Origin of the sequence: Acrocarpospora catenulata, assembly GCF_018476525.1 — a bacterium.
Classification (GTDB): domain Bacteria; phylum Actinomycetota; class Actinomycetes; order Streptosporangiales; family Streptosporangiaceae; genus Acrocarpospora; species Acrocarpospora catenulata.
In genome coordinates this window covers 46,742-71,739 of record NZ_JAHCST010000002.1, presented here as the reverse complement: position 1 = coordinate 71,739, position 24,998 = coordinate 46,742, and the positions used below count along the sequence as shown (strand labels likewise).

Here is a 24,998-nt window from a genome sequence, read left to right as displayed (position 1 = left end):
GCTTCGGGGGGAATCGTGCACAGGGAGCTGCTGCGGTCGCTGCCCCGCCTGCATCTGGCGGTCTGTCTGGGCGCGGCGATCGTGGCGGGGCTGCTGGTGCTGGTCCAGGCCGAGCTGCTGGCCGGGGTGCTCTCCGGGCGGTTCACCCCGGCGGTGCTGCTGCCGCTGGCGCTGGTGATCGGGGCCCGGGGGGCGCTGAGCTGGGTGCAGGGCGTCGCGGCCGGGCGGACCGCCAGCGGGGTCAAGTCACTGCTGCGGCACCGGCTGCTCGCGCGGTTCCAGGAGCTGGAGCTTTCCGGTCACCGGTCGGGGGAGTTGGTCACGCTCACCGGGCGGGGGCTGGACGCGCTCGATCCGTATCTGACCGGGTACCTGCCGTCGGTGGCGGTGGCGGCCGTGGTGCCCGTCGCGGTGCTCATCCGGCTGTTCGTGGCCGATCTGACGACCGCGATCATCGTCCTGGTCACGCTGCCGCTCATTCCGATCTTCGGGGCCCTGGTGGGGATGACCACCAAGGCGGTGACCGAACGGCAGTGGCGGGCGCTGGCCCGGCTCGGGGGGCACTTCCTCGACGTGGTCCGCGGGCTGCCGACGCTGCGGGCCTTCGGGCGGGCGCGGTACCAGGCGTCGGTGATCCGTGAGGTGGCGGACGCGCACCGCTCGGCCACCATGCGCACGCTCCGGGTGGCCTTCCTCTCCTCGCTGGTGCTTGAGCTGGTGGCGTCGTTGTCGCTGGCGCTGGTGGCCGTGCCGGTTGGGCTGCGGCTGCTTTCCGGGTCGCTGGATCTGACCACCGCGCTGCTGGTGCTGCTGCTGGCGCCGGAGGCGTACCTGCCGTTGCGGGTGATGGGGACCCGGTTCCACGCCGCGATGGAAGGGGTGACGGCGGCCGACCAGACGTTCGCGCTGCTCGGCGAGGGCGTGTCGCGGGAGCCCGGGCGGCTCGAGAGCAGCGGGGAGATCCGACTGGAAGGGGTCACCGTGCGCTATCCCGGGCGCGACGATCCCGCACTCGACGAGGTCTCCCTGGTCATCGCACCAGGCGAACGGGTGGCGGTGATCGGCGAAAGCGGGGCCGGCAAGAGCACCCTGCTCCACCTGCTGCTCGGCTTCGTCGCCCCCACCTCGGGCCGCATCCTGGTCGGCGGTGTCGACCTGGCCGACCTCGACCTGGACGCCTGGCGCCGCCGCCTCGCCTTCGTTCCCCAGCGCCCCCACCTGTTCGCCACCTCGGTGGCGGAGAACATCAGCCTCGGGGCCAACGCCTCACCCGCCGAGATCCGCACAGCCGCCACCGAGGCCCAGGCCGCGGGCTTCATCGACGACCTTCCCGACGGCTACGACACCGTCCTCGGCGAACGCGGGGCTACCCTGTCCGCCGGTCAACGCCAGCGCGTCGCCCTGGCCCGCGCCTTCTGCCGCCCCTCCGCCGAGATCCTCCTCCTCGACGAACCCACCGCCCGCCTGGACGGCCGCAGCGAATCCGCCGTCCTCGACGCCACCCGCCGCCTCGCCGAGGGCCGCACCGCGATCATCGTGGCCCACCGCCCTGCCATGATCGACCTCGCCGACCGGGTCATCCGCGTCTCCGCCGGAAAGATCGTGGACGACCGGGTCCGGGCGGGAGGCGTCTGATGAACTTTGTGGGCACTCGGATGACCGGGATGACGTGGAAATGACCTGGATGACCTGGATCAAAGGTATGGCCGGGCGGCTGACGGTCGCCGCGCTGGCCGGAGCCGCGGCGGATCTGTTCGGAATCGGGCTGATCGCGTCGGCCGCCTGGCTGATCACCCGGGCCGCCGAGCAGCCCCCGCTGGCCGTCCTTTCCGTCGCCATCGTCGGAGTACGGGCATTCGCCACCGGACGCGGAGTCCTTCGCTACGCCGAACGACTGGCCGGGCACGACGTGGCCTTGCGAGCCCAGGCCAGGACTCGCGAAGAGCTGTACACGTCCCTGATCCCGGCCGGTCCACTGACCCACCGGGGCGCCGACCTGCTCAGCCGCATGGTGGACGACACCGACGCCGTCCAGGACCTGCTGGTGCGCTGCCTGCTCCCCGCCATCGCGGCCCTGGCCACCGGCGTGGTGGCCGTGGTGATCGGCGTCTTCCTCCTGCCCACCGCCGCCGTCGCGCTGCTGGTGGGTCTGGTGATGGCCGGGGTACTGCTACCGCTCGCCACAGCCACCGCATCCCGGCGCTGGTCGGCCCGGCTTGCCCCGGCACGGGCCGAACTCGCGTCCCGGGTGGCGGACCTGGTCCATGGCGCGGCCGACCTAGCGGCCTACGGGGCCGAGGGGCGGGCACTTGAGGCCGGGATGGCGGCCGATGATCGCTTGGCAGCACTGGAGCGGCGTCAAGCCCGGACAGGGGCGACGGCCATGATGGCCGGAGTGCTGGCCCAGGGACTCACCGTCGTGGCCGTGGTCTGGATCTGTACCTCCGCAGCCGCCGGGACCATCACCACCACCGTCCTGGCCCTGGTGTCGCTCGTCGCCTTCGAGCCCGTGCTGCCGCTGGCGGCGGCCGGAGAGCGGTTGACAGGCGTGCTGGCCGCGCTACGCCGTCTACGCGAGATCAAGGCTACGCCCCCAGCGGTGCACGAACCCTCGACGCCGGTCTCCATGCCCTCGGGACCGCTCACCATCGAGATCCAAGATCTGGCCGTGCATCACTCCGGCCGTCCTGCACTGGATGGGGTCAGCCTCACGCTCACTCCTGGTCGGCGGGTGGCGGTCGTGGGACCCAGCGGAGCGGGGAAAAGCACTCTATTGTCCGCATTGATGCGAACAGTTGATTATGTGTCCGGGAAAATCCTTATTAACGGAATTGATGTTCGGGATATCGCATCGGACGATGTCCGAGGGGTGGTTAGTGGGCTCACCCAAGATCCTTACGTATTCCAGGCATCCATTAAGGCCAACCTGCGGCTTGCCGGGCCTGATGCCTCAGATGGGCGTCTAGAGCAGGTGGTGCAGGCCGCGCATTTGGAAACCTGGGTGGCTCGCACAGGCTGGGACACCGAACTCGGCGAAGATGGCCGCACCCTCTCTGGTGGCCAACTCCAACGGCTCGCCCTGGCCCGCGCCCTGCTCTACGACCCACGTGTCCTACTCCTGGACGAGCCCGCCGAGGCCCTCGATGAAGCCACAGCAGACGATCTGATGACCGACCTACTGGACGCCACGCACGGTCGCACCACGCTCTTGGTCACCCACCGGCTTCGCGGCCTGGAAGCAGTCGACGAAATCATTGTCCTTGAAAACGGCAAAGTGATCCAACAAGGTACTCATGCCCAGCTCCTAAAGGCCTCCGGATACTATCGGGCTTTGTGGCAAGCGGAAGCCATGCTCACGAGTTAACAGCCCATTGTCGACATGGCCCGAAATCTCCAATTCCTCAAAGCTAGTGGGTTCCGGCTACTCTGGCAGTAACTTGCCCAGGCTAGCGAGTGTGTTCCCCGCGCACGCGGGGGTGGTCCCTGCAGCGACGAGATCCTGGCCACCTTGGCCACGTGTTCCCCGCGCACGCGGGGGTGGTCCTGCTGGGCAGGGGGACATGGTTCTGTCCACTGGGTGCTCCCCGTGGACGCGGGGATGATTCGCCTCGTCGGGTAAGTGGTATGGGCACCTCCGATGGTCGGGGGTGCCCATTTGCGTGGGGACTATTTCTGGCTGAGTTGGATGATTCGTGGGGGGTTTAGGGTGGTCAGGATCTCGTCGGAGCAGTTGCACGAGCCGCAGCCGGGAAGCATGGCCTCTCCTCGAGGTAGGGGGCTTCATCCCCGAAGGTAGACAACTGGACGACGGAATGCCGCGCGGGGGCACATGGTTGTGTCCACTGAAGAAGGGAGTCGTGTGTGGCGACGGTCGAGGTAACCGAGAAGAACTTCAACGAGGTCGCGGACAGCGGGATCGTTCTGCTTGACTTCTGGGCGGCGTGGTGTGGGCCGTGCCGGACGTTCGCCCCGATCTTTGAGAAGGCGTCGGAGGAGCACGCCGACATCACCTTCGGGAAGGTCGACACTGAGGCGCAGCCGGCGCTGGCCCAGGGGTTCGATATCACCGCGATTCCCACGATCATGGCGATCCGGGATGGCATCGTGGTCTTCGCCCAGCCGGGCGCCCTGCCGGGGGCGGCGCTCGACGATCTGATCAGGCAGTTGCGGGCGCTGGACATGGACGCCATCCGCGCCGAGATCAGCGCGGAGATGGACAAGCAGGCCAAGCAGGCGTAGGTAGGGACGCGGCCCTTCGCCGAGGTCCGGGGCGGATTTCGGTGGCGTATCGCCACCGGATCTCTGCCGGAGGCTGTTACCGGGTAGGGCGGAAGGACCACGGCAAGCAAATTCCGCGCATCAATGCGGCGGCCGGCCACCCTGGCGGAGCCGGGTCCGACCGAAGGCGTTCACGAAGACGGGGCCTCCACCGAGGATTTCGGTGGAGGCCCCGTAACGCTTTCACAGGCCCGAATGCGGGCGCCGGGGTGGCCGAACGCCGCGGACGGTTAGAGTTTGCGGCCGATGCCGCCGAAGCCGATGGAGACGCTGGTGTTCGGGAAGATCTCGTCGGCGTCCGGGCGCCAGTCGCGGGGGTAGACCAAGCCCGGGTCGAGGAGTTCGTAGCCGTCGAAGAAGCCCAGGATCTCGGCGTGGCTGCGGAGGGCCAGGGAGGCGGTGGCCTTGCGGTAGATCTCCAGGGCGTCGCCGATGATCTCGGGCATGGACTCGGTGGCGTGGCTGAGGGCCAGGTAGCTGCCCGGGGCGCTGACATCGCGCAGGCGCGCTACCACCTCGTAAGGTTTGTCCGCTTCATGGAGGAAGTGGAGGATGGCGAAGAGCAGGAAGGCCACCGGCTTGTCGAAGTCGATCTCGCCGCTGACCGCCGTCAGCAGGTCGTCGACGTCGCGCAGGTCGGCGCGGACGACCTCGACGTTCTCACCCCGGCCGAGCAGGGCCTGCCCGTGCGACACCACCACGGGGTCGTAGTCGACGTAGACGACCTTGCAGTCGGGGGCCAGCGCGTGCGCGATCTCGTGCACGTTGCCCTGGGTGGGCAACCCGGAGCCGATGTCCACGATCTGCCGCACCCCGGCGTCGACCAGGCAGTGCACGGTCCTGGCGAGGAACGCCCGGTTCTCCCGGGCGGCGTTGCGGACGTCGGGGAACAGCGCGGTCATCTGCTCGGCCGCCGCCCGGTCGGCGGCGAAGTTGTCCTTGCCGCCTAGGTGGTAATCGTAAATCCGGGCGACGTTGGGGACGTTCGGGTCGACACCGGGTGGCGGCGGCTGGGTCATATGCTCTCCCATGAAATCGGAGAAACGATCATACGACGTTCACGGGGGAAATATCCCCTAATAGTGGTCACTGAGCTCGGTAGAGCTCGGCCACCCGGAACGCCAGGTCCAGTGACTGGCCCCGGTTGAGGCGCGGGTCGCAGGCGGTCTCGTAGCGGAGCGCCAGGTCCTCCTCCACGATCGCGTGGCCGCCGCCGACACACTCGGTGACGTCGTCGCCGGTGAACTCGATGTGGATGCCCCCGGGGTGGGTGCCCAGCGCGTGGTGCACCTCGAAGAACCCGGCCACCTCGTTGAGCACGTCGTCCAGCCGCCGGGTCTTGAAGCCCCCGGCCGCCTCGAAGGTGTTGCCGTGCATCGGGTCGCAGATCCAGGTCACCGTGGCGCCGCTCGCGGTCACCTTCTCCACCAGGGTGGGCAGCGCCTCGCGCACCTTGCCGGCGCCCATCCGGGTGATGAAGCTGAGCCGCCCGGGCTCGTTGTCGGGGTTGAGCTTCTCCACCAGGGACAGCGCCTGCTCGGGCGTGGTGGCCGGGCCCAGCTTGACGCCGATCGGGTTGCGGATCTGGCTGAAGAACTCCACGTGCGCCCCGTCCAGCTGCCGGGTGCGCTCCCCGATCCAGACCATGTGCGCGGACACGTCGTACGGCTGGCCGGTGCGCGAGTCGATCCGGGTCAGCGCGTGGTCGTAGTCCAGGATCAGCGCCTCGTGCGAGGAGTAGAACTCCACCGTGTGGAACTCCTCGGGATCGGCCCGGCAGGCCCGCATGAAGGCCAGCGCCTGGTCGATCTCCCGGGCCAGCCGCTCGTACCGCTGCCCGGCGGGGGAGGCGGCCACGAAGTCCTGGTTCCAGGCGTGCACCTGGCGGAGGTCGGCGTAGCCGCCCTTGGTGAAGGCGCGGGCCAGGTTGAGGGTGACGGCCGAGGAGTGGTACGCGCGCAGCAGACGGCCCGGGTCTGGGACCCGGGCCTCGGCGGTGAACTCGAAGCCGTTGACCATGTCACCCCGGTAGGCGGGCAGTTCCACCCCGTTCCGGATCTCGGTGTTCTTGGAGCGGGGCTTGGCGAACTGCCCGGCCAGCCGGCCGATCTTGACCACCGGCACCCGGCCCGCGTAGGTCAGCACGATCGCCATCTGGAGCAGCGTCTTCAGCTTGTTCCGCACGTTGTCGGCGGTGGCCCCGGCGAAGGTCTCGGCGCAGTCGCCGCCCTGGAGCACGAAGGCCTCGCCCCGGGCCACCGCCGCCAGGTCGGCCTTGAGCTGGTCGCACTCCCCGGCGAAGACGAGCGGGGGCAGGCCCTTGAGTTCGGCCACCACTCTGTCGAGTTCGGCACGGTCGGGCCAGTCGGGCTGCTGGGCGGCGGGCAGGTCACGCCAGGTGTCGAGATTGAGTGCGCTCACGGGACACCAGGTTATGTCACCTGCCCGGTCGTCACCGATCTCTTGTCCACCTGGTGAGATCGGACGTGTTCCGGCAGGAAGCCCAGGCCGATCACCCGTCCGACCAGCCGTTTCACTCCCAGCGGGAGCCGGTCGGCGGCGGCGCCCAGGTCCTGGGGGAGCTGGGCGCCGGCCAGCACGGGCTGGATCACCCGGTTCTGCACCATGATCTGGAGCTGCTGGGTGGCGACGGTCGGGAAGATGCGCCGCCGCCGGACCTTGGCCAGCAGCGAGGCGGGCACCGGGTCCAGCACCGGCCGGCGCCGTTGCTGCGCCCGGGCCAGCGGTCCGGCCAGGATGTTGGCCGCGGCCACCGCGTCCTGCACGGCCAGGTTGATGCCGACGCCGCCGATGGGGGACATCGCGTGGGCGGCGTCGCCGATCACCAGCAGGCCGGTCAGGTGCCAGCGGCGGAGCCGGTTCACCGCCACGGTGAGCACGCTCACGTCGTCGAAGGTGAGCCGGTCCGGCCGGACGAACGGGATGAGCTTCCGGATGGCGGCCCGGAACGACTCCACGCCGCGCGCCTTGAGCGCCCCGTAGCTCCCCTTGGGGATCAGGTAGGCCAGTTGCCAGTAGGTGTCCCGGTTGATCGCCACCATGCCCTCGCCCCGGCCGGGCCGCAGGAAGGTGTCCTCGGGCGTGCCAGGGTCGCGCTCCAGCCGGAACCAGACCACGTCCATGGGGGCGCCCAGGTCGACCGGTTTGAGGCCGAGCACCCGTCGTACGTCGGAGTGGCGGCCGTCGGCCGCCACGGTGAGGCCGGCGCGGATCTCGTGGGTGCGCCCGTCGTGCCGGTAGCGCAGGCCGCGGATCACGGCGCCGTCCCTGAGCACGCCGGTGACCTCGGCCTCCATGATCAGATTGAAGGCCGGGTAGGCCTTGGCCGCCGAGATGATCATGTTGAGGAATTCCCACTGCGGCACCATGGCGATCTTCTGGAACCGCCCGGGCAGGCTCCGGAAGTCGGCCACCGTGACCACCCGGTCACCGGTGTTCAGGGCCAGGTAGGGGAACTCGTGGTAGGGCAGCTTCTGGAACTCGCCCAGCAGGCCCAGCTCGTCCAGCACCTGGAGGGTGGACGGGTGGATGGTGTCCCCTCGGAAGTCCCGCAGGAAGTCGGCGTGTTTCTCGAGCAGCGTCACCTGGACGCCGGCTCTGGCCAGCAGCAGGGCCAGCATCGCGCCGGCGGGGCCGCCGCCCGCGATCACACATGTCGTGTCCACTTCGGACCCTTACCCTGGAATGCCGGGAAAAATGACGCCGGCTCGCCAATCCGCCGGGCCACGGTGCGCGAATAGCGCAGTGTGAAAGGGGGGTGGACATGAACGACGACCTCCACACCCTCTTGGGGGCGTACGTGCTGAACGCGCTGCCGGATGAGGAACAGGGGGTGTTCGAGGAACACCTGATGCGCTGTGAGGCGTGCGCGGGGGAGGTGCTCGGGCTGCGGGAGACCGCGGGGGCGCTGGCCGCGGGTGTGGCGGAGCGGCCGCCGCCGCGGCTGAGGCCCCGGGTGCTGACGGAGATCGCCCAGGTGCGGCAGCTTCCGCCGGAGCCCGTGCGCGCGGAGCCGACGCCTTACCAGCTCGCCAAGAGCCGGGCGAGGGAGCGGGCCAGGACGCGCGTCCGGTGGCGCGGCCGGATCGCGGTCGGGCTGGTGGCGGTCTCGGTGGCGGCGGCGGTCTCGGCGGGTGTGCTGGCGGTGACCACCGTGCGGCAGCGGGACCGCACCCTGGCCGAGACCACGGGCCTGCTGGCCGCGCCGGACGTGGTGGTCCGCAGGGTGCCGTTGACCGGCGGCGGTTCGGCGACCGTGGTGGCCTCCGCGGGCCAGGGGCGGCTGCTGTTCGCCTCCGACCTGCCGGCGTTGCCCGCGGGCCGGACGTACCAGATGTGGCTGATCGGCCCGGGCGGGACGCGGTCGGCGGGGCTGGTGGACGGCGGCGGGGTGCGCACCGCCACCGTGCCGGTGTCCGGCGGGGCGCGGCGGTTCGGGCTGACGGTCGAACCGGCCGGCGGCTCGGAGCAGCCGACCAGCACGCCGATCCTGCTCACCCGGCTCGCCTGACGGCTGCCAGGACGCCGAGCGTTGACGGGAGGCCGGGCGTTCACCTGCCTCGTCTGAGGACCTCCAGGGCGCGGACCAGGCCCTCGGTGGCGAGGGTGCGGATCTGTTTGTACTCCTCCTCCGGGTGCTGCCGGGGAGCCTCCTCGACCAGCATGATCAGGTACAGGTAGGCCCGGTAGAGGGCGACCCGCACCTCGGTGGTGTGGGTGAACAGGCCCTGCCCGCCCCCGGCGTCGTGGTAGCCGACCAGCATCGGGTCGTCGCCCTGGATCTCGCCGAAGATGGTGGGGGTGACGAAGTCGGCGATCGGGTCACCCCAGAAGGCCCGCTCGTGGTCGATCAGCGCCTCGATCCCGCCGTCCCTGAGGAAGACGTTGCCGGGCCAGATGTCGAAGTGCACCAGGCGGGGGACGACGATCTCGTCCAGCGCGGGGCCGTTCCGGTGGAACAGCCCGGCGATCTCCACGATGGAGGCGGGTAACCGGGTGGCGTACCGGACCGCGTCGTCCAGGATGGCCCCGGCCATCACCAGGAACGCCTCCCGCCAGGTGCGGCCGGTCAGTCCCGCGTACGGGTAGCCGAAGACGCCGTGGCCGGGGATGGTGTGCAGCCGGGCCAGGCAGGCGCCGAGTTCGAAGCGGATGACCCGCTCCTGGTCCGGGGTCACGGTGGCCCGGTTCCACGGCACCCCGTCCAGGGCGGACAGGATGAGGAAGTCGCCGCCGATCAACGGGTCGTCGAAGCCGGCGTGCAGCAGGGCCGCGAGCGGGAGGTCGGCGTCGGCCGCCAGCTGGTAGACCATCGCCTCGGTGCGGAGCAGGTCCCGCTCGTAGGTGAGCAGCTTCAGGTCGGGCGGCGGGCTGACCTTGAGCACGACGTCCCTGCCGTCCTCCAGGCCGAGCCGCCAGACGGCGTTGGCGAAGCCGTCCGTGAGCTCCTCGGAGGAGACCATGCCCACCCCCAGCGCGTCCAGCACGAGGGCGTCCAGCTCGGCGGCGGTCAGGCGCCGCTTGGTCCTGCTATCCATGTCCGTCCATGTTTGAAAGGGGTCTCGGGGGTCAAAGGGCGGCGAGGGTCCAGGCGGCCCGGTGGGTGTCGCCCGGCTTCAGCACGATCAGGTCGGTCCCCGAGTTGAACGCGTCCGGCGGACAGGTCATCGGCTCCACCGCCAGGCCGTGGTAGTCGAGCCCGGTGCCGGTGCAGATCTGGACCCACGGCAGCACGGTCGCGTCCCAGGACATCTCCAGGCCGCCCTCCGGGCCGCGCACCCGCACCTGGCCCTCGGCCAGCGCGGTGAAGGCGTGGTCGATGGCGGTGTCCCCGATCCGGCGCGCCTGGCGGTAGTCGTAGGGGGTGTAGGTGACGTCCTCCAGCGCGCGGGGGGCGAGCAGCTCGTCCACCAGGAGGACCTTGGCGGCCGGCAGGTCCAGCTCGTACTCCCGCACATCCGGTCCTGCCAGCAGCCACGGGTGCGGTCCGGTGCCGTACGGCGCGGCGTTCTCGCCGATGTTCTCGGCGGTGACGGTGGTGGTGAGCCCGGCGGCGGACAGGTCGTGGCGGGTCTCCAGGCGGAGCCGGAACGGGTAGCCGGGCTGGGGTTCCAGGGTGTGGGTGAACCGGGCGAACGCGTGGTCGTCCTCGACGCAGGCGAACTCGGCGCAGGTCCACGGCACGGCGGCGACGAACCCGTGCAGGGCGTGGCCCCGCTCGGGCTCGTTCACCGGCAACTCGAAGCACTCGTCGGCGAAGACATACCGCGCGCCGACCACCCGGTTGGGCCACGGGGCCAGCACGGCGCCGTTGAAGAACGGGGGAGGCCCTTCCGGCGCCCAGCCCGGTATCAACTCACGTCCGTCGAAACGCAGTCCATGCACGGCTGCGCCGACATCCGTCACATCCGCCTGATATCCACCGCCAAGAAGGGTGTACGTAGACACGGGGGGTGTCCTCTCTGTGTTTATTAACCGAACCGTACGTTGGCCGGCATTGGCCTGGTCCGGCCGCGTTCAGCCGGTGTCCTCCCTCCATAGCTCCAGACACCGGCGCGGCCGGACGAGATCAGTTTACGGAGGGGAACCGAGCGATTGTGGGAGCGCTCCCACTACTATGGGTAATCCTAGTCCTTTAGGTTGGAGAGTCAACAAAAGGGGGCGGTTTGCTGGGATTATCGGACTTCTCCGGTCTTGATCACGTCGCGGTACCAGAGGGCGCTGTCCTTGAGAGTGCGGTGCTGGGTGGCGAAGTCCACGTGCACGACGCCGAACCGCTGGGCGTAGCCCTCGGCCCACTCGTAGTTGTCGAGCAGCGACCAGACGTGGTAGCCCTCCACCCGTACGCCCGCCTTCATCGCCCGGTGCAGTGCCGCCAGGTGGCCGCGCAGGTAGGAGATGCGGTCCAGGTCCGCGACCCGGCCGTCCTGGCCGGGCTCGTCGTCGGTGGCCAGGCCGTTCTCGGTGATGACCAGCGGGACCTCGGGGTAGTCCCGCTTGACCTGGACCAGGATGTCGTGGAAGCCGTCCGGGTAGTCCTCCAGCCAGCTCGCCGCACGCACCGGATGCTTGATCACCCGCTCGCCGTCCGAGCCGACGAAGACCGGCGTGTAGTACTGCACCGCGAGCAGGTCGACGGGCTCGCTGATGGCGGCCAGGTCGCCCTCGTGGATGTGGCTGCGGTCGGTCAGGATCCCCTCGGGGTAGGCGCCCTTGAAGATCGGGTCGAGGTAGAGCCGGTTCTCCAGCCCGTCCTGGTGCCAGGCCGCCGTCCTGGCCTCGGGGGTGTCCTCGGCTGGGTAGGTCGGGTGCAGGTTGAGCGCGGGGCCGATCCGGCGGCCGGCGTACTGCTCGTGCAGGACGCGGCTGGCCAGGCCGTGCGCCAGCAGCAGGTGGTGGCAGGCCACCAGGGCCCGGTCCCAGTCGGCCACGCCAGGGGCGTGCACGCCCGTCTTGTAGCCGCACTCCACCACCGTCTTCGGCTCGTTGATGGTCAGCCAGTCCCGGACGTGCAGCGCCCCGAAGACGATCTCGGCGTAGTCGGCGAACCGGTGCGCGGTCTCCCGGCTCTCCCAGCCGCCCTCGTCCTGGAGCGCCTGCGGCAGGTCCCAGTGGAAGAGCGTGACCATCGGCCGGATGCCCCGTTCGACCAATCCGTCCACCAGCCGCCGGTAGAAGTCCAGGCCCTTCTGGTTGGGCGCGCCCTTCCCGGTGGGCTGGATCCGCGGCCAGGCCACCGAGAACCGGTAGCTGCGCAGTTCCAGGTCCCGCATCAGGTCCAGGTCCTGCTCGTAGCGGTGGTAGTGGTCGGCCCCGGGGTCCCCGGTGTCGCCGTTCCGCACTTTTCCCGGGGTGGCGGCGAAGGTGTCCCAGATGGACACCCCCCGCCCGTCCTCCTTGGTCGCTCCTTCGATCTGGTACGCGGAAGTGGCCGCGCCCCAGACGAAGTCGCTCGGGAACCGCAGAGCGTTCATGGGTCTCCTTGGTAATTGTGTAGCGGTTGCTCACGTACTGAGTGGTATGAGCAGAAATACCGTATGGTGCGTCATTCCAGCCAATGGCGTGGTGTTTCCAGTAGGTGTTTCACCGCAGCCAGGAAGAGCGCGGCGTCCCGCCCGTTCACCACCCGGTGGTCGAAGGCGATCCCCAGCTGCACCACCTGCCGGACCGCGAAGCCCTCCCCGGCCGGGACCACCTCCTGCTGGGTGGCGGCCAGCGAGAGCGCGGCCACCTGGCCGGGGTAGATGATCGGCACCGCCAGCGTCACCGCGCCGTCGTTGTGCAGGGTCACCGTGATGTTGGCGCCCTCCAGGTCACGCTCCCGGAAGCTGCCGCGCAGCGCGGTCATCCGGTAGTCCATGAGCTCGCGGGCCACGGCGTCCAGCGGGCGGGCCTGCGCGTCCCTGACCACCGGGATGAACAGGCCCTTGCCGACGTCGATGGTGACGCCCACGTGGGCCGCCTCGGCCAGCCGTACGGTGCCGGGCTCGACCAGGGTGGCGAACATCAGCGGGAACTCGATCAGCTGCTCGGCGACCGCCTTCACCAGCAGTTCGGACAGGCCGATCAGGGTGCGGGCGTGCCGGGACAGGTCCCTGGTCAGCTTGGCCGTGTCGGTGACGTCGACCTTGACGGCGGTGAACGCGGCGGGGACGGTCTGGTGCGAGAGGCTGACCACCTCGGCGGTGAGGCGCTGGGCCTTGGTGAGCCGGACGAGGCGGGGGTCCTCGGGCTCGGCGGCCTGCTCCGCCAAGGCGGCGAGGCTCTCCACGTCCTCGCGGCGGATCACCTTCTTGCCGAGGACGGCCAGTTGCCCGGCCGTCACGCCGAGCTCGGCCATGCGGGCGCGGGCGGGGGCGGTGATGACGACGTCCTCCACCGCCTCCGTGGGCGCTTCCACGGACGTAGGGATCTCCGCGGACTCGCCCGGCGCCTGGAGGCGGGCGATCAGCTGGCCCGGCTCGCAGTCGGCGCCCTCGGCGATCACCCGGCGCAGGATGCCGGCGTCCTCGGCGCAGAGCTCCTCGGCGGTCTTGGAGGTCTCCACCACCACCAGCGGGTCGCCGATGGCCACGGCGGCACCGTCGTCGGCCAGCCACTCCACCAGCACGTAGCTGGTGTCGTTGTTGTTGAGCTTGGGCACCCGGATCTCGATCACGCGAGCACTGCCTTCCTGATGGTGTCCGCCTGCACGATGACCTCGCGTTCCAGGTGCGGGGCGGTCGGGATGACCGAGTCCGCGCCGCTGACCAGCCGGATCGGGCCGGACAGGGTGTCCCACAGTGCCGGGTGGAGCAATCGGGCCACCTCGGCCCCCCAGGTGCCGCCGGCGGTGCCGTCCTCGGCCACGCAGACCGTGCCGGCCGAGCGGAGCAGGTCCAGCACCGGGGCCACCTCCAGCGGGTAGAGGCGGCCGGGGACCAGCAGCACGCAGGTGATCTCGTGCTCGATGAGCAGCTCCCGCATCGCCTCCAGGGCCCGGTCGGCCAGCCCACCGGGCGCGATGATCACGCAGTCCGGGGGCAGGTCGCCGTCGGCGTACACGCGGGCCCAGCCGCCGGTCAGCTCGAACCGGAACAGGTCGTCCACCACGCCGTCCCGGCAGATCCGCCGGGTGTAGAGCACCTTGTCCTCGAAGAGCACGCAGGGGGCCTGGCGGGCGAACATGTCGGTGAGCAGGGCGTGCGCGTCGTGGAAGGGGCTCAGCTCGTACAGGGCCAGGCCGGGCATGCCGATGAAGTGTTTCTGCGGGCTCTGGCTGTGCGTCGGGCCGTAGCCGCGGCGGCCGCCGGTGGGGCAGCGCACGATCAGCGGGATCGGGACCTGGCGGCCGTACATGGCGGTGGACTTGCTGGCGAAGTTGAGCAGCTGGTCGAAGGCGAGCGCGGCGAAGTCGCCGAACATGATCTCCACGATCGCCCGGTCCCCGGCCAGCGCCAGGCCGGCGCCCACGCCGACGATGCCGCCCTCGCTCAGCGGGGTCGAGACGACCCGGTCGCCGAACCTGGTGGACAGGCCCTTGGTGATTTTGAACGCCCCGCCGTACGGGTCGGTGATGTCCTCGCCCAGCACGTGCACGGACGGGTCGGCGGCCAGCAGCGTGTGCAGCGCCTCGTTCAGGTGCTCGGCGACCCTCATGGCCGCTCCCAGGCCGAGAGCGGGCGGATCATGACGTCGTCCACGACGCGCTCCACGAAGGCCCGCTGCTCCTCCTCCAGCCGGGCGAACTGCTCGGGGAAGGCCGCGGCGTACCGGGGGTGCCAGTCGTGCTCGGCGGCCTCCCGCAGCTCCTCGGAGGTGCGGGTGTCGTCGCCCTTGCTGTGCGGGCCCAGCCGGTGTACGGCGATCTCGGCCACCACCGGGCGGGACTCGGAGCGGGCCCTGGCCAGCAGCGGGGCCAGTTCGGCGCGGATCACGTTCACGTCCACCGCGTCCACCCGGTGGTGGAGCACCCCGAAGGCCGCCGCCCGGCCCGCGACCGTCCCGGCCATCTGCACGGTGGTCGGCGTGGACTGGGCGATGCGGTTGTGCTCGACCACCACCAGCAGCGGCGCCCGCCACAGCTGCGCCATGTTCAGCGCCTCGTAGACCGAGCCCTCGCCCCAGGTCCCGTCCCCGATGTACGCGCAGGCGAGCCGTCCCGGCGCCGTCCGCTTCAGCCGCAGCGCCACCCCGACCGCCACCGGCAGGCTCTCGCCCTGCACCCCGGTGGACAGGAAACGCTCGTGAAAGATGTGCTGGCTGCCGCCGACCCCGTTGCAGAGCGCGCCCTCCCGGCCCATGATCTCGGCGAGCAGCGCGTGCGGCTCGTCGTACCTGGCCAGGAAGTGGCCGTGGCCCCGGTGGTTGCTGAACACGAAGTCTTCCGGGTCCAGCAGGCCGGTCACCGCGACCGGCACGTGCTCCTGGCCCAGGCAGGTGTGGGTGGTGCCGTTGAGCTGGCCGCGTTCGAACAGCCGCAGCAGCGCCCGTTCGAAGTACCGGATCCGGAGCATGCGCTCCAGGTCCGCGTCGGCCACGGGTGTCAGGTCCCGTACCCGCTCCTCTGTCGCGCCGATCATGCGGTGCCCATCCTGCCTTTCTCCTTCGTGTTTCTTTCCTTCGCCCGCGCGGCCAGAGCCGCCAGGGCGGCCTGCCGCCGGTTCGGCCGCAGGGAGGTCAGATGGTTCTCCAGCGCGTCCTCGTCCAGCCCGGCGATGAACTCGCGGGCCGCCGCGCGGGAGCGCCGGGACAGCTCCCGGTGGAGTTCGGGGTGGGCGAGCACGGCGCCCAGCGCGTCCGCCCAGGGGCCCAGATCCTGTTCCGGGACGACGGGCACCGGCCGGGCGTGGCCGGTGGACTCGTAGCTCTCGATGCGCCGCACCGGCAGCAGGTACTGCACGCCCAGCTTCGCCTCGGCCAGCCCGCCCACGTCGGCGGCGAGCACCGGGATGCCCCTGGCCATCGCCTCCACGCAGGTGTAGCCGAAGGTCTCGTCCCAGAGCGAGGGCATCAGCAGCACCCGGGTCCTGGCCAGGATCTCGTCGATGTCGTCGGACGGTTCGATCACCGTGATGTTCGGCCGCCGCTCCAGCTCGGCGCGCTCCGCCGGGGTCGCCCCCCAGGTGGGCACGGCCAGGAAGGGCACGTCCTGGCGGGCGTCGGCCAGGCCGAGCAGGATGGCCAGGCCCTTGTACCCGCACGGGTTGATCATCGTGACGTGCTCGCCACCGGTCAGCTCCCGGGGGTCGCCGTAGATGTGCGGGTAGATCAGGGTGGCGTCGATCCCGCCGTACCGGGCCAGGTAGTACTGCGCGGCCCTGCTCACCGCCACCACGCCGGCCGCCCGCTTGACCATGCGGGTCCCGGCCGCGCTCGGGTAGAACGCGCCGGGACCGAACGGCAGCTGCTGGAGGGTGTGCGCCAGGTAGACCACCCGCTCGGGGGTGGCCCGCAGCGCCGCGCCCAGCATCAGCAGGCCGGGATCGTCGGAGGGGACCAGCGTCCAGTCAGGGCCGACCTGGGCGGCCACCTCGCCGACCCGGCGGGCCAGCAGCGGCGGGAGGGCCACCGCGTGCGCGGTGACCCCCTGGTAGGTGTACTCGACCTCCTCCTCGGAGACGGCCTTGACGGTGGCGCCAAGGCCCTCCAGGTACGACAGGTGCGCCTGCACGGAGGTGGCCCGCAGCGCGCCGGAGAGCGGCGCCACGACGTGGCACTCGTGCCCGCGCGCCGCCAGCTGCTCCAGCAGGACCCGGTTGGACTTGTTCGCCCCGCCGTGGCTCGGCAGGTGGAACATGTTCTGGGCCAGCAGAACCCTCATGCGTCTTCCGACAGCAGTTCGCTGATCTCCTCGTCGGACATGCCCTCCAGCTGCTTGAGCAGCTCCGCCAGTTCCTCGTCGCCGACCGCGTCCAGCCGGCCCTCGTCGATCGCCTTGGCCACCTCGGCCACCGTGAACCCGGAGGCGAACAGCACGTCGATGGGGAGTTCCACGCCGTACTGCTCCTCCACCCTGGCCAGGAACTGGACCATGGTCAGCGACTGGCCGCCGAGCTCGAAGAAGTCGTCGTGCGTGGACGGGGGCGCCTGGCCGAGCAGCTCGGTCCAGATCTCGGCGACGGCCGACTCAGTGGGGGTCATATCGGGGGAGGTCATGTGACACGTTCCTTTCAGCGAGACTGCCTGGCGTTGATCTCCGCCAGACCGACCAGGTCGTCCGGTTCGGCGTCCGGGGTGTCCCGGTCGAAGTGCGCTAGAGCGGGGTGCCGAAGGGCGATGACGATGGTGAGCGCCATGGCCAGGCCGCAGATCAGGTAGAGCAGGCCGATACCCCGGCCCTCGCCCGTGCCGATCACGGCGCCGACGGTGGACGCGAGCGCGCCTCCCTCGCGCATCAGTGGTTCGAAGATGAGCGTGGCCAGCCAGGCCTGGACGGCCAGGCCGATCGGCTGGGTGGACATGGCCAGCATCTGGTTGATCGCGATCACCCGGGCGTGGAAACGCTGCGGCACCTTGGCGTGGATGATGGTGATCCAGATGCCGTCGCTGATCGACATCATCAGCGACATGCCGGCCGCGGCCACCGCGATCAGCAGCAGCGAGGGCCGCAGGCCCATCGAGAAGGCGAACACCGCCACGACCCCCACCGAGGCGAGCATGCCGAACATCCGCCGCCGCCGGGGCCCGCCCCAGAAGGAGATGACGAACCCGCCGGCCACCGCGCCGACGCCGGCGATCACCGCGATCCGGCCGGTGTCGGCCAGCTCCCCGATGGACAGCACCAGCGGCGAGATCATCACGAACGCGGTGAACAGGAAGAAGTTGACGACGAACATGGTCAGCGCCATGGCCCGCAGGCCGCGCCGCCGCCACAGGTAGCGGAAGCCGTTGCGGATCTCCGCGCCCACCGTCTCCCGCCGGAACCAGCCCATGCGCTGGGGGAACGGGGTGAGCAGGGTGACGGTGACCGCGACCAGGTAGCAGGCGATGGTGCCGATGAGGATGCCCTCCAGGCCGATGGCGGCCAGGACGGCGACCGCGAACAGCGGCACCATGAGGCGGCCGATGGCGTTGCCGAGCTGAAGCACGCCGCCCGCGTGGCCGAGGTAGTGCTTGGGCGCCAGCTGCGGCACCGCCGCTCCCCAGGCCAGGCGTTGCAGGGTCAGCGAGATCGACAGCAGCACCAGGAGGCCGTACAGGGCGGGCATGGTGAGGGTGCCGGTGAGCAGCAGGGTGAGCATGACCGCCTGGAGGGTGAGGCAGGCGCCGTCCCCGGCGAGCATCGCCTTACGGCGGTCGTAGCGGTCCACCAGGGCGCCGACCACGGGGGAGAGCACCAGGCCCGGCACCAGGCCGACGATGGCGAACAGGCTGAACTGCAGCAGCGAGCCGGTCTTCAGGTACGCCCAGATGGGCACCGCGAACTCGGTTATCGCGGTGCCGATCATCGACACCAGCTGGCCCCCGGCCACCCGCAGGAAGCGGCTCAGCCGGGCGTCGGCGGCCAGGGCCTGCCGGGAGACCGCCTCCTTCCGCCAGGTCTGCGCCCCGTGCGGCTCGTCCAGCGCGGTGTGCACGGTGGTGACGATCTTCGCCAGCTCCTCGGCCCGGTAGCGGAGGAAGTAGTGCCCGGCCTCGTCGATCACCACCAGCGCGGTGGTCCCGGCGGTGACGTGCCAGTCCCGGTAGCGCTCGGGGTAGAAGTCGGTGATCGGGTCGCGGCTGCCGACCACCGAGATGACCGGCGCGTCCAGCTTGGTGGCGCCGCTCTCCACCAGCTCGGAGAAGTACTCCTCGCCGGCCTGGGCGTCGCCGCGCATGGTCTTGACGATGGTGGCCACCTGCTCGGCGTCCAGGCCGTCCAGGTCGGCGCCGATCGCGCGGAGCCAGTTGGCCTCGGCGTTGTCGTTGCGGCTGCGCCGGAAGAAACGGGCCAGCACGCCGCCGAAGCCGGTGCGGGGGGCGGCGAACGGGAAGCTGCCGCCGATGTAGACCGCCTCCACCTTCCGGCCGGTGCGTTCCACCCGGCGGGCGATCTCGGTGGTGAGGGCGCTGCCCACGCAGTGGCCGTACAGCACGAGGGGGCCCTTGACGGTGGACACGATCTCGGCGGCGACCCGCTGGGCGGCCTCGGCGAAGGGGAGGGTCTCCTCTTCGATGCCGAGTTCGTGGCCGGGCAGGGCCACCGCGTACAGGGCCACGCCCTCGGGCAGGGCCTCGGCGAGGCTCTGGTAGACGACCGCGCTGCCGCCGCCGTACGGCACGCAGACCAGCGTCAGGGTGGCCTTGCCGGGGGGTGTCATGCGGACCAGCAGGCCGCGGCCGGTCTCCTCCTCGGACTCGCCGTCCTCCTCGGTGCTCACCCCGTCGATGAGGGCGGCCAGCTTGGCCACCGTGCGGTTGGCGATGGCGTCCAGCACGGTCACCGGCCGTTCCGGCAGCACCTGGCGGAGCCGGGCGATCATGCGGATCATCAGCAGCGAGTGGCCGCCCAGGGTGACGAAGTCGTCGTGCACGCCGACCTCGTCCCGGCCAAGGACCTCCTGCCAGACCCCGGCCACCGCGCGTTCGGTGTCGGTGCGCGGCAGTACGGTGTCCGTGGTGGCCGCCGCGGCCACCGGTTCCGGCAGCGCCCTGCGGTCCACCTTGCCGTTGGCGTTGAGCGGGATGGAGTCCAGCTCGGTGAAGACCACCGGGATCATGTACTCGGGCAGCCGCACCGCGCAGTGCTCGGCCAGGTCGGCGACCGGCCCCGCGGCGCCCACGTAGTAGGCGACCAGCCGGTCCTCATGCACTACGGCCACGGCGTCGCGCACGCTCGGGTGGTCCAGGAGCGCGGCGCGCACCTCGTCCAGCTCGATCCGGTAGCCGCGGATCTTGACCTGGTCGTCGAACCGGCCAAGGAAGGCCACGTCGCCGGTGGGCAGCCAGTGCACCCGGTCGCCGGTGCGGTAGACCCGCTCGCCCTCGAACTCCACGAAGCGTTCCGCGGTCAGGTCGGGCCGGTTCATGTAGCCGCGGGTGACGCCCACGCCGCCCACGTAGAGTTCGCCGGGCACCCCGGCGGGGAGCAGCTTGCCGGCCGGGTCCAGCACGTACATGCGCATGTTGGGCAGCGGGCGGCCGATCGGGACCACCTCGTGGTGCTGCCGGTGCAGGACGGGATGGATACACGTGCCGACCGACGCCTCGGTGGGGCCGTACTCGTTGATCAGGCGGCCGGGGCCGAGGATCTCCAGCCAGCGGTCGGCCAGCGAGCCGGGCAGTGCCTCCCCGGCCACCACGATCACCTCGGCCAGCCCGGCGGCGGCCGCGTCGTCCAGCTGGTGGCCGAGGATCTCCAAATGGCCGGGGGTGAGCTTGATAAAGCTGAAGGGTCCGGAGCGTGCCAGAATCGCGCCCAGCTCGCCCATGTCGAAGTCCTGCGGCAGGATCGTCACGGTCTGGCCGGTCACCAGCGGCGCCCACAGGTTGGGCACCACCAGGTCGAAGGCGACCGAGCCGAGCAGCGGCGCGCCGCCCCTGCCCCGCGCGGCCAGCTCCTGTACCGCCCACCAGACGTGGTTGACCAGCCCCCGGTGGGTGACCTGCACGCCCTTCGGCCGCCCGGTGGACCCCGAGGTGAAGATCAGGTACGCCAGGCGGTCGACGTCGTAGGGCACCCCGGGCGGGGTGGCGGGCTGCTCGTCGATCGAGGGATCACTGATGTCGAGGATCTCGATATTGCCGAATAAATCGGCATATTTCTCCTCGGTGATGACGAGCCGGGTCTCCGCCGTCTCCAGCATGTCCGCGATCCGCCGCTCCGGGAACGCCGGATCCATCGGCACGTACGCGCCGCCCGCCTGCCAGACCCCCAGCAGCGCCGCGATCAGGTCGGGCCGCCGGTCCAGCAGCACCCCGACGGTGGCCTCCGGGCCGACGCCCAGTTCCCGCAGCCGGTGCGCGATCCGGTTGGCCCTGGCGTGCAGCTCGGCGTAGCTGACCGTGGCGCCCTCGAACACGGCCGCCGTGGCGGCCGACTCGCGGTGCTCCTGGAGCAGCTCCGGCAGCGCCTTCTCCGGGTACGGCGCCGCCGAGTCGTTCCACGGGCCGAGAATGGTGGCCCGCTCCTCGGGGGTGGCCAGTTCCAGCGCCGACAGCGGCAGTGTGGGCGCCGCGGCGATCTGCTCGGCCAGGTGGCGGAAGTGCCCGGCCATCCGCGCGATGCTCTCCTCGTCCAGCACGTCCCGGCGGCAGGCGAAGTCCAGACCCACCTCCTCCCGGTCCAGGTGCACCAGCAGGGAGAGCTCGTAGCCCAGGTCGTCCACCTCGTGGCTCCAGATCGAGGCGGTCAGCCCCGGCCACTCGCCGCCGCGCTGGTCCTGGAAACCCCGCAGCGAGAAGCTCACCGGCAGCTCCACCGGGACCTGCTCGGCCAGCACCGACAGCGGCAGGTGGTGGGTGAGCGCGCCGCCCACCGCCCGGCGCAGCCGCGCGGCCACCTCGGGGAAGGAGGGGTCGCCGGACAGGTCGCCGCGGACCGGCACGGCGCTGACGAAGCAGCCGACCACCTTCTCCAGTTCCACCCGGCGGCGGCCGCCGTTGGTGGAGGCCAGCGTGATGTCCGGCTCGCCGGTGTAGCGGGCCAGCAGCATGGTGAAGACCGACAGCAGCGCGGTGAACGGCGTGGTGCCCGGCCCGCCGGCGGCCTGGAGCCTGGCCAGCAGGGCGTGCGGCAGGGTGGTCCAGTGGGTGCTGGTGCGGCGTCCGCCGGGGGCGGGGCGCTCGCGGCGCATCGGGAGCTGGAGCGCGCCGGCCCCGGCCAGCGTGGTGCGCCAGTGCTCGCCCCGGGCGGCCAGCACCTCGGGGGTGAGCTCGGCCCGGGACCAGGCGGCGTAGTCGGCGTACTGGACGGGCAGTTCGGGCAGTTCGGGCTCGCGGCCGGTCAGGGCGGCGGCGTACCTGACGGCCAGCTCGTCGGCGAGCAGGCCCATGGACCAGCCGTCGGCGGCGATGTGGTGGCAGACCACCAGCAGCGCGTGCGCCTCGGGGGCCAGCCGGATCAGGGTGGCCCGGACCACGGGACCGTTCCGCAGGTCGAAGCGGTGGGTGGCGGCCTCCGCGGTCACCTCCTCGGCCAGGCCGGGGGCGTCGCAGTACTCCAGGGGCATCGGGAAGGGCGGGTGGACGATCTGGCGGGGTTCGTCGCCGTCGCCCTGGTAGGTGGTGCGCAGGCTCTCGTGCCGGACGATCAGGCCGTCCAGCGCGGCGGTCAGCGCGGCCAGGTCGAGCCGGCCCTCCAGTTTCAGGCCGAGGGTGGCGTTCGGCGCGGTGGCGACCCCGTCCAGCTGAGAGCCCAGCCACATCTGCCGTTGCTCGAAGGAGCACGGCAGGGGGTCGCCGTCGCGGGGGAGCGGCGTGATGGGGGTCTTCTGGCGTGGGGTGAGCAGCCGGGCGAGGGCGGCCTGACGGAGGGGAGACAGCCCTCCGATCGACGAGCGCGGCGCTGAATCAGACCTGGAGGTGGATGTCACTGCCACTGAGTGGCCTCTCCTCTGCGAGCTATGAGAGCGATGAACACGACGACCCCGAGCGCATGCCGAAAAGCGGCTGTGCCGCTCTTTTCCGGTGCGTGGTCAAAATAGTGTGGGAGCGCTCCCACAGCGCCTCCCAAAGAGATTAAATGAACGGCCCATCCGACGCAAGACCGACCGCGGCATTCGTGTCACACGGCTGCCGGAATGGTTGTTGCCCGTAACAGGCAAACGGTGTGGGAGCGCGTCCACCTCCAAGGAGCTTCGTGCAGGTCAGATGCCTGCCCCCAGGATAGTATGATACTTAAAAAAAGTCACGGCAACTAGGACGCGCAGGTCGTGCGCGAACGTTCCACTAATCGGGATCACCGGTTGACAAGAACGCTTCCGTACTGCTTCTTTGTTCTCATTCCGGGGTCGGGGATGAGATTGAGAGAGCGCTCTCTGGATGGGAGTATCACCCACACACGCCAACGACGCAAGGGAAATGAAAGTTTCATGCCCAACACGCTGTCAGGTGGAATTATCAGCCCGGAACGGTGCCCGTGGCGCGGATAATCCTGATCACCCACGGGACCGACGGCGACGTGCTGCCGTTCGTCCGCCTGGGGGAGGAGCTCCGCCGCGCCGGACATGAGATCACGCTGGTCAGCCACGCCCCGTTCGGGAAAAGGACCGACCTGGACTTCGTCCCCGTCGACACCGCCGAGGAGTACGCCCGCCACCAGGCCGACACCGCCCATCTCATGGACACCCGGGGCGCGTCAAGCTGGCTCGGCTTCTACCAGCGCAACGGCCTGTTCGACCAGCTGCGCGCGGAGTGCCGCGTCCTGGCCGCGGCCCACCGGCCCGGGGAGACGGTCTTCGTCGGCCGCCACACCTCCGCGGTCTCGGTGCGCTTCGCCGCCGAACAACTCGGCGTGCCCTGCGCCTGGGTGGCCGTCTCGCCGATCCAGGTGATGTCCGCCCGGCTGGCCGCCCACATGTACGGCACCGAACTGGCCGCCGGATTCGCCGAGGTACGCGCCGAACTCGGGCTGGCCCCCGTGACCGACTGGGAGAAGTGGTTCGCCGGAGCCGACCTGGACGTCGGCCTGTGGCCCGCCTGGTTCGACCAGGCCGGCGCCCGCGCTCCCGGACGCTTCCGCCTGACCGGCTTCGCCGTGCCCGACGAGGCCGGCGGGGAACTGCCGGACGGCGCCGAGGAGGCGCTGGCGGAGCGCCCGGTGCTGATCTCCGGCGGCACCGGCCGCATGCTCAACGCCGGGTTCTACCAGGCCGCCGTGGCCGCCCTCGCCGGCCGCCCCGCGCTGCTGGTGGTGCCGCACGCCGACCTGGTGCCCCACCCGCTGCCGCCCGGCGTCACCTGGTTCCCCCGGCTGCCGTTCCGGCAGGTCATGCCGCGCGTGGCCGCGATCGTGCACCACGGCGGCATCGGCACCCTCACCCGCGCGCTGGCCGCGGGCGCCCCACAGGTGATCCTGGCCGACGGCGCCGACCGGCCCGACAACGCCGCCCGGCTGGCCCGGCTCGGGCTGGCCGCCTGGCTGCCCCCGGCCCGCTGGGGGGAGGCCGCCGCCGCGCTCGACGGCGTACTGGCCGACCGGGGCCTGGCCGCGCGGGTACCCGGCGACCTCGACCCCGCCGCGGGTGTGCGCGGCGCGGCCGACGCCGTCCAGTGCCTCCTCGACCCGGTACGGCGCGGCCGTCCCGCCCTCACCCCGCAGCAGCGCCTGGCCCTCAGAAAGCACCTCAGCGCAACAGGAGAACATCGATGACCACCTGGCAGCCGTACGAGATCGTCCCCGAGGGGCCCGGCCAGACCCTGGCCGGCTACCTGCGCGCCAACCCCGTGGACGACCTGCTCGTCCAGGAGAAGGCGCTGGTCTTCCGTGGCTTCGGGGTGACCGAGGAGACGCTCGACGCGCCGATGGACCTGCTGCTGCCCAACCGCCTGGCCTACGTGCACGGCAACTCGCCCCGCACCAAGGTGGGGCAGAACCTCTACACCTCCACCGAGTACCCGGCCGAGTACACGATCTCGATGCACAACGAGCTCTCCTACGCGGCCGCCTGGCCGTCCCGGCTCATGTTCTTCTGCGCCCAGGCCGCCGCCACCGGCGGCGCCACCCCGGTCGTGGACGGCGTGCGCTGGCTGGAGTCGCTGGACCCGCGGGTACGGGAGGACTTCGCCAAGGGTGTGCGCTACACCCAGAACCTGCACGGCGGCATGGGCCTGGGCAAGAGCTGGCAGGACACCTTCGAGACCGAGGACAGAGCGGAGGTCGAGGTGTTCCTGGACGCCTCCGCCGCCGAGTGGGAGTGGCGTGCCGACGGCGGCATCCGGGTCAGCCAGGTCCGCCCCGCCACCACCCGCCACCCCGTGACCGGCGCCGAGGTCTGGTTCAACCAGGCCGACCAGTGGCATCCCGCCTCGCTGGGCGACGAGACCGCCGCCATGCTGGCCGAGATCATGCCGCCCGAGGACCTGCCCCAGTCGGTCGCCTTCGCCGACGGCACGCCCATCCCGGCCGGCCACGTCATCCAGGCCCGCGACCGCGGCCTGGAGCACGCCGTGAACGTGGACTGGCGCACCGGCGACGTGCTCCTGATCGACAACGTCCTGGTCGGCCACGGCCGCCGCCCCTTCACCGGGGCCCGGCGCATCCTGGTGGCGATGAGCTGAGAGACGACTCGGGCGCC

At 70.9% G+C, this 24,998-nt stretch carries 18 protein-coding genes; 6 read left to right on the top strand and 12 right to left on the bottom strand.

Features of this window, described 5'->3' with window-relative positions; genetic code table 11:
* Positions 1–15 precede the first annotated feature (15 nt).
* The 3 genes from cydD (at position 16) to trxA (ending at position 4,239) form a co-directional block, all read left to right on the top strand.
* Complete coding sequence (gene cydD / locus KIP79_RS02265) at positions 16–1,635, top strand: thiol reductant ABC exporter subunit CydD (RefSeq protein ID WP_214102996.1); 1,620 nt, start codon at positions 16–18, stop codon at positions 1,633–1,635.
* Positions 1,636–1,675: 40 nt separating this feature from the next.
* A complete protein-coding gene (gene cydC, locus KIP79_RS02260; protein WP_250212571.1) occupies positions 1,676–3,364 on the top strand; it encodes a thiol reductant ABC exporter subunit CydC in 1,689 nt (562 codons plus the stop codon).
* 497 nt (positions 3,365–3,861) lie between these two features.
* Positions 3,862–4,239, top strand: a complete 378-nt coding sequence (gene trxA / locus KIP79_RS02255) for a thioredoxin (RefSeq protein WP_214102995.1) — start codon at positions 3,862–3,864, stop codon at positions 4,237–4,239.
* Between the two features lie 269 nt (positions 4,240–4,508).
* Here trxA and KIP79_RS02250 read toward each other — a convergent pair whose 3' ends face one another.
* From KIP79_RS02250 to KIP79_RS02240, 3 genes are all read right to left on the bottom strand, one after another.
* Entirely contained in the window at positions 4,509–5,297 is a 789-nt protein-coding gene (locus tag KIP79_RS02250; protein ID WP_214102994.1) for an SAM-dependent methyltransferase, read from the bottom strand.
* Positions 5,298–5,364: 67 nt separating this feature from the next.
* Positions 5,365–6,699, bottom strand: a complete 1,335-nt coding sequence (locus KIP79_RS02245) for a class II 3-deoxy-7-phosphoheptulonate synthase (RefSeq protein WP_214102993.1) — start codon at positions 6,697–6,699, stop codon at positions 5,365–5,367.
* 11 nt (positions 6,700–6,710) lie between these two features.
* Positions 6,711–7,964, bottom strand: coding sequence for an FAD-dependent oxidoreductase (locus KIP79_RS02240; protein WP_214102992.1), 1,254 nt, complete (start codon positions 7,962–7,964; stop codon positions 6,711–6,713).
* Between the two features lie 98 nt (positions 7,965–8,062).
* Here KIP79_RS02240 and KIP79_RS02235 point away from each other — a divergent pair, with 98 nt between their 5' ends.
* Complete coding sequence (locus tag KIP79_RS02235) at positions 8,063–8,809, top strand: anti-sigma factor (protein ID WP_214103137.1); 747 nt, start codon at positions 8,063–8,065, stop codon at positions 8,807–8,809.
* A 40-nt stretch (positions 8,810–8,849) separates the two neighbouring features.
* On the opposite strand, the gene KIP79_RS02230 is transcribed toward KIP79_RS02235, so the two are convergent.
* From KIP79_RS02230 to KIP79_RS02190, 9 genes are all read right to left on the bottom strand, one after another.
* Entirely contained in the window at positions 8,850–9,836 is a 987-nt protein-coding gene (locus tag KIP79_RS02230; protein ID WP_214102991.1) for a phosphotransferase family protein, read from the bottom strand.
* Positions 9,837–9,867: 31 nt separating this feature from the next.
* Positions 9,868–10,746, bottom strand: coding sequence for an aldose 1-epimerase family protein (locus tag KIP79_RS02225; RefSeq protein WP_214102990.1), 879 nt, complete (start codon positions 10,744–10,746; stop codon positions 9,868–9,870).
* A gap of 227 nt (positions 10,747–10,973) precedes the next feature.
* On the bottom strand, positions 10,974–12,272 hold the full coding sequence (locus tag KIP79_RS02220; RefSeq protein WP_214102989.1) for a GH1 family beta-glucosidase: 1,299 nt from the start codon (positions 12,270–12,272) through the stop codon (positions 10,974–10,976).
* A 71-nt stretch (positions 12,273–12,343) separates the two neighbouring features.
* On the bottom strand, positions 12,344–13,456 hold the full coding sequence (locus KIP79_RS02215) for a 2-oxo acid dehydrogenase subunit E2 (protein ID WP_214102988.1): 1,113 nt from the start codon (positions 13,454–13,456) through the stop codon (positions 12,344–12,346).
* A complete protein-coding gene (locus KIP79_RS02210) occupies positions 13,453–14,436 on the bottom strand; it encodes an alpha-ketoacid dehydrogenase subunit beta (protein WP_214102987.1) in 984 nt (327 codons plus the stop codon). Before KIP79_RS02210 ends, KIP79_RS02215 begins: the two co-directional genes overlap by 4 nt.
* Entirely contained in the window at positions 14,433–15,359 is a 927-nt protein-coding gene (locus KIP79_RS02205; protein ID WP_214102986.1) for a thiamine pyrophosphate-dependent dehydrogenase E1 component subunit alpha, read from the bottom strand. Before KIP79_RS02205 ends, KIP79_RS02210 begins: the two co-directional genes overlap by 4 nt.
* Positions 15,356–16,600: a glycosyltransferase family 4 protein gene (locus KIP79_RS02200; RefSeq protein ID WP_214102985.1), complete on the bottom strand. Its 1,245-nt coding sequence runs from the start codon at positions 16,598–16,600 to the stop codon at positions 15,356–15,358. Before KIP79_RS02200 ends, KIP79_RS02205 begins: the two co-directional genes overlap by 4 nt.
* Positions 16,597–16,935 carry a phosphopantetheine-binding protein gene (locus KIP79_RS02195; RefSeq protein ID WP_214102984.1) on the bottom strand — a complete coding sequence of 113 codons (339 nt, stop codon included), beginning with the start codon at positions 16,933–16,935 and terminating at the stop codon, positions 16,597–16,599. The genes KIP79_RS02200 and KIP79_RS02195 overlap by 4 nt, the downstream gene beginning before the upstream one ends.
* 14 nt (positions 16,936–16,949) lie before the next feature.
* Positions 16,950–22,301 (bottom strand): non-ribosomal peptide synthetase/MFS transporter, encoded by a 5,352-nt coding sequence (locus KIP79_RS02190; RefSeq protein WP_214102983.1) that lies wholly within the window; start codon positions 22,299–22,301, stop codon positions 16,950–16,952.
* A gap of 539 nt (positions 22,302–22,840) precedes the next feature.
* Between KIP79_RS02190 and KIP79_RS02185 the strand changes: the two genes are divergently transcribed.
* Positions 22,841–24,073 carry a glycosyltransferase gene (locus KIP79_RS02185; RefSeq protein ID WP_214102982.1) on the top strand — a complete coding sequence of 411 codons (1,233 nt, stop codon included), beginning with the start codon at positions 22,841–22,843 and terminating at the stop codon, positions 24,071–24,073.
* Positions 24,070–24,981 (top strand): TauD/TfdA family dioxygenase, encoded by a 912-nt coding sequence (locus tag KIP79_RS02180; RefSeq protein ID WP_214102981.1) that lies wholly within the window; start codon positions 24,070–24,072, stop codon positions 24,979–24,981. The genes KIP79_RS02185 and KIP79_RS02180 overlap by 4 nt, the downstream gene beginning before the upstream one ends.
* Positions 24,982–24,998 lie beyond the last annotated feature (17 nt).